This is a genomic window from Pedobacter ghigonis (assembly GCF_903166585.1).
GTDB lineage: Bacteria > Bacteroidota > Bacteroidia > Sphingobacteriales > Sphingobacteriaceae > Pedobacter > Pedobacter ghigonis.
In genome coordinates this window covers 1-6,087 of the sequence record NZ_CAESCM010000032.1, presented here as the reverse complement: position 1 = coordinate 6,087, position 6,087 = coordinate 1, and the positions used below count along the sequence as shown (strand labels likewise).

Genomic DNA, 6,087 nt, shown 5'->3' with positions numbered 1-6,087 from the left:
TCATCCCCCTTTCTCCGTAGGACTTCCGCATCAACACATCCATCGACAGGTATTTCCTGACGGTATTCCTATGCATCCCTAGCGATTTTGCAATTGCGTTGTTGGACAACCCTTTAGCCTGTAGTTTCTTCATCTCATCAAATCGTTGTTTGATAACACCCTCTGTAGCGGCCAGCTTCTTCCCTTTAGGAAAGTCTTTTGGAACCATCAGTGGTTCATCAACTGTTTTAGGGGCCACTGCTCTGCTGAGTCTGGTGTACTCGCGCACCATTACTCTTTTAACGGCTTCGCCAAGATTTTTAAGCAGATGCCAACGGTCAGTGACCTGTATAGCCTGGGGAGCCCCCTTTGTGGCTGCCCGCATATATTTACCGTAACGGTCCCGTGTAATCACCTCTATCGCAGGTTGCCCTTGCAACCAACTGGTCAATGTTTTTTCCTCCCGGTCTGGTAGCAGATCGACTACCTTTCCGGTATCCAGGTTTACCAGGATGCTGCCATATCTGTCACGCTTTTTATATGCCCAGTCATCTACCCCGACGGCTTTAAGCTGCCCTAATGGGGGCAACGGGGCTTTATGGATCAATCTTAGTAAAGTAGAATCACTCACAGGCATGGATAATGTATTGCAAACACGCTCGGCTGGCCTGCCACCCATTTCCAAGGCTGTAATCAACAACTTCTCATCCATTCTTTTTGTCCTTCGCTTACATGGTTTGAAATGGTCAGCAAAGCGTTCTGTAAATATCTTTCTATTACATTCAGTGGTGAGGCACCGGAATTTTCTGGATTGCAGGTAAATATTACATGGCTTTCCAAACGTAGGCAGGTCACGAAACTTTCTTAAATAATAGCTATGAAGCTTTTTTGACGGACTTAGGCAATCTGGACAACAGCAGATCCTTTGCCTGCTCTGAACATAGATATTAACAAAGTCGACCTGGTTATCTACTGAGACTACTTTAAAGGGATCAGTTGATGAAAAAATCAGTTTGGAAAGATTCATTAAAGCTTAACGAAACACCGCCAAATTTATCATGGAAAACCACCAAAATTGGGGAAGAACCCAATAGTAGACAGCGGATTCCGTTCCAAACTGTACACCCGTAGATTAGCCCGACTTTGAGCAGGACATCTTGAGAAGAGTCCCAAATATATCCATTCCTATCAGAACCACCGCAAAAGAAATTTTGTCAATGCTCTGCCTCCCCATCCGCACAAAACTTCACTCCACGGCATCCCGGATATGATTATCCAGTCATAAAGCTGTTCTGGGGCAAGATTACATCCAAAAACCGACAGACAAAAAACTCCAGCAGCACCCTTTCTAAAAATACCATTTTTAAGCGCTTTAGCGCTCCGCTGAAGCTGTCTTGAGCACAAAAACAACCATTGAATCAAGTTGACTTTAAATAAGCCTTAAAACCGCTTAAAATGAGCCGAGTAGCCATTTTGAAGCGAAAACAGTGGCCATTTTAAACCGAAAAAAGTGGCCACTTTGCAGAAAAACAAGTGGCCACTTTTGGAATAATCCCCACTTTAAGTCGATAAATACCGGAATACAGATCTCCTCCATATTTGATGGAAATGACCATTTATTACTGATACCATTTCGAAAACCGAAAATGCGCCTTATGTAAAGTTTTACATAAGGCAATTTATGTAAAGAATACGATTATGCATAAAAAGACAAAAAATATTCTTTAATTTCCAGTATATTATCTTTTTAAGATACTCAACTTTACATAATTTTAATACAATATGGAATATTATAAAGGCAGATGGTTTCAAGTGAATTTCGCCTTGCAGATGAAAGCTTAACCTTTATCACTATTTGAAATAAAAAGGAAACTAATGAAAGATGATTTCAGCGAGCAGCTTAAGGAATGTCCCGAACTGGATCCACTAGGTTTTGAACAGATATTGATTATCGAAAATTATAATGCGATTTTCAATAATCTGCTTGCTGGCTATGGCAGGATGATGTTCAATAAGCATTTTTCCAAAAAGACTAAACTTACCAATAAAATAGATATTGATTATTGTATTTCTAGGCGAAATACAATTTTAAGTGTCAAAGAGAATTTCTATCACCAAAATTTGAAGACAATACGAGAGGTGTCCAAACAATATTTATTAGAACTACGATCCCTTGAGGCTCTTGAAAGATTACTAACCTAAGTACTACGTAAGTTTTTTTTAAAAAAATTGTCCAGCTTAATATAAGCCCTATCAAACAATATAATCTCGTAATACAGGATAAATTTTCAAGAGGCGATAGAGACCGCAAAACTTAGAGATAACACTAAGGTTAAGCATCAATTAGATCAAGTAAATACCATGATGATAAGAGAAACACATATTTAGGAAGATTTGCCATTATATTATATGAATCTGATATGCAATTCAAAAATTTGTTAATTACAATTGTTTACGATTATCAATTCCTTTGGCAAAAATCTTCGGAAACATTTTTTTTGAAGTTGTAAATTCAATTACATACCAAAATCGGTCGTCCGATTGTTTCAAAATGAAATTTGCGACACTGTTTTATTCAAGCATAAAAAGGTGATAATTGCATATTATTCTTTCTTGTGGAATGATATTTTAGCGAAAATTTTTAAAAAAATCTATGAAAATTAAGCGCTCAATTAATCCCCCTGGGACTACTATGTCCGTCCCGCAGTCTTTTCCTTTCTTTAAATTGAAGTACAGCTTTATTTCCGGCTTAAAAAGGGCTTTTGAAAAAGGTAACTTGTTGCCGTTTATCTGTGGTATTGTAGTAATTCTGCTGGTAAGCTCCTGTCAGAAGAATCTGCTAGTCGATAAAGATGGAGCTGTTATCGCAAAGGCCAGGCAATGGTATGAAGACCAGGCGCTGTCTACCCAGAATTATATCCGTTTGGAGGGTAAAGGTTTGGTGGCTGTCAAAGAAAAACCGGATTGGGATCAAGCCGTAGCGACAGAACTTGACGATAATTCAGTTGTCATCACTATGCCTGTAGAGTCATCTATTTTTAACACTATCAAAAAGAACGGTAACCTGCAGTTGGTTTTGGAAGTTAAAAACGGTGAATATAAAAGCCGGTACGTCGGGAATACCCAAAGTCTTGTGAATAATAAGCCCGTTACACAAATGTATGCCCGCGCATTTGGTCAAGGTGATCCTTTATCAGGTAAGGCCGGCGCTCCCGCAACCACAAATTCTGTACAATGTTCAGATTGGTATTGGGTGGTAAAGAACTGGGTAAATGGCGAATGGGTTATAACTGATGTCGAATATTTGGGAAGGACATGTGATGGCGATTTCGAAGGTGGAGGTGGCGGTGGAGGAACCGGCAATCCAGGAGGTAGCGGTGATCCGGGTAACGGAGATTTTGGTGAAAACCCTAGCTGCAAAAATTGTGTTGTGAGTGGTGATAATTTTCTTTCGCTAAAAGCGTATGTGAGATCTATTGGACTGAATGTCCATTCGCCCTTCTCAACAACTCTGACTGTAGATGGCGTACAATATCAAGGCCAGATGGTTCAGATCCGGACCGCTGATGGTTCACTTGTTGCCTCATATTTTAGTCCGGACTCAGATTCCAGCCTATTTCCAAGCGGCTATTTTTATAACATTGGCAATAAAGGGTCTGATGGTACAAATACAACCAACTCAGCAATTGTAATCCCTAATGGCACGACCTGGAGCTTTGGCACAACACCAACCCCAGGTGGCGGGACAGCCAACATTACGTATACACGGTCAAGCGAATTTCAGACGTTTATCAATTTGATCAGTGCTAATTCAACAGAAATCGCATACATGGATAATCATTACAAAATTATCGAACTTCTGAACAATTATATGTCTGCTAATGGGCAGACTTCCGATAACATTGAGTTTTCGAAGTGGGCAGTGGGCTACCTCTCGGCCAACCCAAGTGTAAGCCTGGAAACTTTTATTAACCAATTTTTGAACAGTAATGTTAGTAAGGATGGGGATTTCGATGAAGCATATTGGAGTAATCCTAACCTGAGTGTCCCTGCTCAACAGCTTCCCAGCTTCCAAGCATACAATAACGCGTTCCCCAAAAAAGACGGTGGTTACATGCCTGCGGCTGAGGTGTACTCGATGATTGGTGGCCAACTTTACACGTCCCACCTTGCAAACCCTTCACAGTATAGCAACGCTTGTGCAGTGCGGGTATCAAGGGCCTTAAACTATTCCGGTGTCGTAGTGCCAAGCATAAGCGGACAAACGGAAAAAGGCACCGATAACAAAAATTACTTTTTGTCAGCAGCAAACCTAAATGCGTGGATGAAAAAAACATTCACCACATATACCACATTTACTGGGGCTCAAGGTGGGAAAAATGGGAGAAATTTCCCGACATTGTTGAATGGTAAGAAAGGCATATATATTATGATACCTAATTATCCTGCTTATTTCGCTTCAGGGCATGCCGATGTCTGGAACGGAACGAATTGCAATGGAGAATGTTATTTTAATATAGAGGCAGACTTGCCGGGTAACAGAAAGCAAGGAATAGCATTTATCAACTTATGGGAACTAAATTAAGAGAAATGAATAACAGATTTTGTTTGATCACATTGTTTTTTTGCCTCACAGGAAGTGCCTGTTTTGCGCAAAAGAAACAACAAAAGGATGAATGGTTGATGAGCTATAAGCGGCAGGTTTTTATTTCCTGCTTAAAGTCGCAAGATACAAGTGTTTCAAAAAACGACATATCAGAATCAATAAATTTTGACCTTATCGGAAATACTGCTTCTACTAAGCAAGCAGATAGCCTCGGCAAGGAATTTTACAAGCTGATCCAACCTTCGAAAATATTGGACTACAATAAAAATAAAGCTTTGATTAATGAATGCCTAGCCTATTATGAAAGTAAACAACTTGATTCTATTGCAAGGTCGGCGTATAAGAAGTATTTAAAAGCAAAAAAGATGGCAAATTAAATACTGAATATTTTATTTACCGAAAGAATATCCTTTTGCAGGTATACTCTTCGAGTGGGTAAAAGTGTACTTACATAAATTTTCGTATTTGGCGATCTATGATGAATTATTTTGGTGATTTTCAATATGTTCTTACCTACATATTCAGGTGAGGGAACAATTTTGTCATATTTTAGATCAGGATTATCCTCTTGGTGATGGAGGCTAAAAAGATCATTGATTCCAATTAGTATAAATACAGCTCTTGGTTTAAAGTAGGTGATTTCTCTTAAACGTTTCATTACCCCGTCAGTAAGATCTCCGGTAATCCCCCTGTTGTGGATATGTTCTATGCCGAATTTTCCACGCCAATCCAACCCTGCTTCAGTGATACTGTTGCCAATAAATACGATTTCTCCAAACTCTAAGGGCTCTTTTTTAAATTCTTGGATGCATTTGGTATAATGTTTTTGCACCCAGTTGTTGTGGTAACGAGATATAGTTTTTTTTGTTGGAAATAGTCCTGCCAGGTCTTTGGTTGAATGCGGAGATGATTGTCCAAAAGAGTTAATACGTAATACAATCAAAAATAAAGCAGTTAATATTTTTTTCATCGTTCTCAATTTAATAAATTATTTAACGGTTGAATCTACATTACTTGAAATTTTTAGACTTACGCAATTATGATTTTTTTGATATAGAATTATACCATTATTAACAAAATAACATTGTTTCATCTAGCAAAAAAATTAAAAAGTACTACCACTTAGAATGTCAAGTTTTACGGTTCAAAGTTTCCCGGTGAAGGTTTTTTAGTCGAGGTAATTTCTAAAATTTTGCTCGAAATTATATAAATCCTTTCAGCTTTAAATCGTCCACTATGGGTTCAATAAGCAATAAAAAGGCTTTTAAATATTGGAAATAATCCCGCTGATCGGTACGGACAAAGCCTTCGATAAATCGGAGGCTTTTGTTTTTTAGTGCGCCGGGCATGGCAATCGACTATAGGGTTAGAGTCCGATCAAGCGGAAAAGTTGGGGGGATATCTTTTATGCATATATTTTCGATAATCTGAATAAGAAGAATTTAACATCCCTTACACCTCTCGATGTTGCTCTAAAGGCTTTGATCTTAGCATTGAAAGAT

General features: G+C 38.7%; 5 protein-coding genes. 3 read left to right on the top strand and 2 right to left on the bottom strand.

Annotation, left to right across the window (positions count from 1 at the left end; genetic code table 11):
* A partial coding sequence (locus HWV58_RS24175) for an ISL3 family transposase (RefSeq protein WP_175636575.1) occupies positions 1-1,006 on the bottom strand: 1,006 nt, incomplete at its 3' end.
* An 848-nt stretch (positions 1,007-1,854) separates the two neighbouring features.
* Between HWV58_RS24175 and HWV58_RS24170 the strand changes: the two genes are divergently transcribed.
* From HWV58_RS24170 to HWV58_RS24160, 3 genes are all read left to right on the top strand, one after another.
* Positions 1,855-2,181 carry a hypothetical protein gene (locus tag HWV58_RS24170; RefSeq protein WP_175636574.1) on the top strand — a complete coding sequence of 109 codons (327 nt, stop codon included), beginning with the start codon at positions 1,855-1,857 and terminating at the stop codon, positions 2,179-2,181.
* A 451-nt stretch (positions 2,182-2,632) separates the two neighbouring features.
* A complete protein-coding gene (locus tag HWV58_RS24165; RefSeq protein ID WP_175636573.1) occupies positions 2,633-4,564 on the top strand; it encodes a T6SS effector amidase Tae4 family protein in 1,932 nt (643 codons plus the stop codon).
* Positions 4,549-4,962: a hypothetical protein gene (locus HWV58_RS24160; protein ID WP_175636572.1), complete on the top strand. Its 414-nt coding sequence runs from the start codon at positions 4,549-4,551 to the stop codon at positions 4,960-4,962. Before HWV58_RS24165 ends, HWV58_RS24160 begins: the two co-directional genes overlap by 16 nt.
* On the opposite strand, the gene HWV58_RS24155 is transcribed toward HWV58_RS24160, so the two are convergent.
* Positions 4,959-5,555, bottom strand: a complete 597-nt coding sequence (locus tag HWV58_RS24155) for a GDSL-type esterase/lipase family protein (RefSeq protein WP_175636571.1) — start codon at positions 5,553-5,555, stop codon at positions 4,959-4,961. The genes HWV58_RS24160 and HWV58_RS24155 overlap by 4 nt on opposite strands.
* Positions 5,556-6,087 lie beyond the last annotated feature (532 nt).